The organism is Roseomonas aerilata DSM 19363 (genome assembly GCF_000711725.1).
Taxonomy (GTDB): domain Bacteria; phylum Pseudomonadota; class Alphaproteobacteria; order Acetobacterales; family Acetobacteraceae; genus Roseomonas; species Roseomonas aerilata.
This window is the reverse complement of record NZ_JONP01000126.1, coordinates 1-2158: the sequence shown is the minus strand read 5'-3', so window position 1 is coordinate 2158 and position 2158 is coordinate 1. Positions and strand designations below refer to the sequence as shown.

Sequence of the window (2158 nt, the reverse complement as noted above, 5' to 3'; positions counted from 1 at the left end):
CTCGCAACTCCACCCTAGCCGTCAGGTCCGATGGCCACCCAAGCCCTACACCCCGGACCAAGCCGGATTTTCCACCACCTCCGTGGACGCTACCCGAGCGCTTCATCAACCATGCCGACGCGCCGAACACGCGGGACGAGCCAGAGACCACGATCGCGCTCTTCGACCTTACCCCTAGGACGGAGATTACCTCGGACTACCGTAGCTTCTGCCGCGACCCGTTCAATGCTTGGCCAGTCAAGCTTGCCGGTCCGCTGTGACCGCCCCTGCTTAGGTGCCGTTCTCCCCCGTAGCGTGCTTCCAAGCCCTTGCGTGACCCTATTGCAACGGCCACGCTGGCTCCGGCAAGACACGGCGCATCTTCGGCGGCCTCGAGGTCTGGTTCCAGCCACTGCCCGCCCCGCCGGAGGAGGCCGTGGAACTAGTTCGGGTGGCGCGCTGCGGCCCGGCTAGGGCGAGGGTAGCGTAAGGATCTGGGTACTAGCCGAGTTGGCTGACCGCGCGGGTGTGGACCTGCTGCTCTATGCCAACCCCTGGAGACGGTGCGGGCGAATGGGGTGCGACGACTCCGCCGCTGGTACGAGCGCTTCGGTTTCGAGGCTACAAGCGAGCACCTAGTCAACTATTGGCGTCGTCGGTGGGGCCTGAAGATGCGGCACAGGCCCTGTCGGTCTGGCAACTACCGAGGAGGAGGAGAGAGGGCCGCGTGCGACGCATTGATGCGGCAATCCTCCCACGTGCAACTAGGGGACAGCGCTGCGTAGTGCGTCCTTCCACTCAGGGGAGAAGACTGCACCATCAAATCTTGGGACCAGACACATCCGGTTTAGAGAGGCGCCCGAGATTGTGCCGAGCCTGCGACGCCCTCATGTCATCCATAATCCTACAGTTGAGCCGCAGGACTACTGAGCTGGAGGTCTTTGCCGCGCTTGCCTCACTGGCGCGTATTCTCAGGCGGAGCTCCATACCGCTGCTCGGCCCATAGATGACGGGCCACGCAGACGCACTCGCGCGCTACTGCCCGGGTGACAGCGAACTGCACTGCCTTATTCTGGAAGACTTGGCAGACGAAAGGAGCAACCGCGTCCGTGGCAGCCTGCATCGCAAGCTCCTCCACAGCAACTAGGGGCAGCGTTTCGGAGCCTTCTGCTGTAAGCTGCCCGAAAGCGGCTCTCCCCCCAGTGATGATTGCGGCCCAAAGGTTTGCATCCTGTGGCGGCATATTTTCGAGCGAAGCGTTGTCGGGATCGGTCATGAAACTTCGCCTTGCTTTGCAGAAAGGAGACTGGGCGCGACATCCTCACCTATAGCAGACGACTGATCGCGGCTCGCAGCGCTCATGGCATTTGCAGGATCGGCTGCCGCTTTTTGCAGTCCAGCGGTGGTTGCCAGCAGACCAGTGCGCGAGTGCCGCTCCTCAGGGTGCAGCCTTCGGCCGACAGGTGCGTAGAACCACCGGCTGTCCTTGATGGATGCGGCAACGATCATGCGCATCACCGCGTCACCGAGTGTGCCAGGATGTCCACCGGCCGCAACACAGGCAGCCTTCGCAGCGGCGAAGCACGCTGCCTGCGTCTCACCTCGGCCCACGGCATGGCGATAGGCCGCGACCGTCGGGCGAGAAACTGCAAGATTGAACTCGCAATGATTAGGCTTCGGTGCGCTATCCATCGACATCCTGGGTAAGGCATCGTTGGGTAAAATCGCCATGACGCCGGGCCCATTCGCATCAATAGACCCATCAATTACCGTTCTGCACCCTTTACCATGCTGCGGCAGCCATGAGCCACGACAAGTCTCCGTCGCGATGCATGGGGCATCATACAGGCTGCCGCGCGAGTACAGCGATAGAGGAGCAGCGAAGTTCGTCGTAGCTCCGACAGAAGCGTTCCGCTGAGCTTAAACTCCTGAATCCGCACCTGTATCGTGTGCGGCCTTTCACCCTCCGATGACCTTGTCCCCGTCCATACGTTCCTGTTGGTGCTGGTCCGATGCACAGCCCGACCGACAAAGGGGCGAGCGGATCGCCTGCAGGTAGGATCCATGCCCGTCCGTAGTGACAGGCCCGCTGAAGGGCTCCGGCCGCGCGTGGTCGAGCGATGCGTGCCAGGCCTGGAACATGAGCAGGTTCCAGATGACGCGGTTGAAGGAGTGGTTC

The 2158-nt window shown here is 62.2% G+C and carries 4 protein-coding genes; 1 reads left to right on the top strand and 3 read right to left on the bottom strand.

What is annotated here, in order from left to right; all coding sequences use genetic code 11:
- On the top strand, positions 1–260 hold a 260-nt coding region (locus BO39_RS34185), incomplete at its 5' end, for an SET domain-containing protein (RefSeq protein WP_211257618.1).
- A gap of 674 nt (positions 261–934) precedes the next feature.
- Here the strand turns inward: BO39_RS34185 and BO39_RS33485 are convergent.
- The 3 genes from BO39_RS33485 to BO39_RS34180 form a co-directional block, all read right to left on the bottom strand.
- Entirely contained in the window at positions 935–1255 is a 321-nt protein-coding gene (locus tag BO39_RS33485) for a hypothetical protein (RefSeq protein WP_156964167.1), read from the bottom strand.
- On the bottom strand, positions 1252–1710 hold the full coding sequence (locus BO39_RS33480; RefSeq protein ID WP_156964166.1) for a hypothetical protein: 459 nt from the start codon (positions 1708–1710) through the stop codon (positions 1252–1254). Before BO39_RS33480 ends, BO39_RS33485 begins: the two co-directional genes overlap by 4 nt.
- Positions 1711–1938: 228 nt before the next feature.
- A partial coding sequence (locus BO39_RS34180) for a hypothetical protein (protein ID WP_043840408.1) occupies positions 1939–2158 on the bottom strand: 220 nt, incomplete at its 5' end.

Excerpts from the sequence above, each read along its gene's own strand:
- BO39_RS33485 (WP_156964167.1), bottom strand. The coding sequence starts at position 1,255 with ATGACCGATCCCGACAACGCTTCGCTCGAAAATATGCCGCCACAGGAT.
- BO39_RS33480 (WP_156964166.1), bottom strand. The coding sequence starts at position 1,710 with ATGGCGATTTTACCCAACGATGCCTTACCCAGGATGTCGATGGATAGC.